At 45.7% G+C, this 219-nt stretch carries 1 protein-coding gene; it reads right to left on the reverse strand.

All coding sequences use genetic code 11. The features are described from left to right. A partial coding sequence (locus H9X84_RS12920; RefSeq protein WP_205134641.1) for a transposase occupies positions 1 to 219 on the reverse strand: 219 nt, incomplete at both ends.

Consider the following 219-nt stretch of genomic DNA (forward strand, 5'->3'; position numbering starts at 1 on the left):
AATCCTGTCGGTGTCCGGTCCATTTTTTCGTGATATCTATCATAGCCAGATACAGCATTTTTAGGAGACTTTCATCCGAAGGAAATACCGTTTTGGATTTCGTGACCTTTCGCAGCTGCCGGTTAAATCCCTCGATGGCATTCCTGGTATAGATCAGGCGGCGAACCGCTTCCGGATATTTGAAATAAGTCGAAAGATTTGCCCAGTTGTCTTTCCAGG

It is taken from the genome of Anaerotignum lactatifermentans (genome assembly GCF_016902535.1).
GTDB lineage: Bacteria > Bacillota > Clostridia > Lachnospirales > Anaerotignaceae > Anaerotignum > Anaerotignum lactatifermentans_A.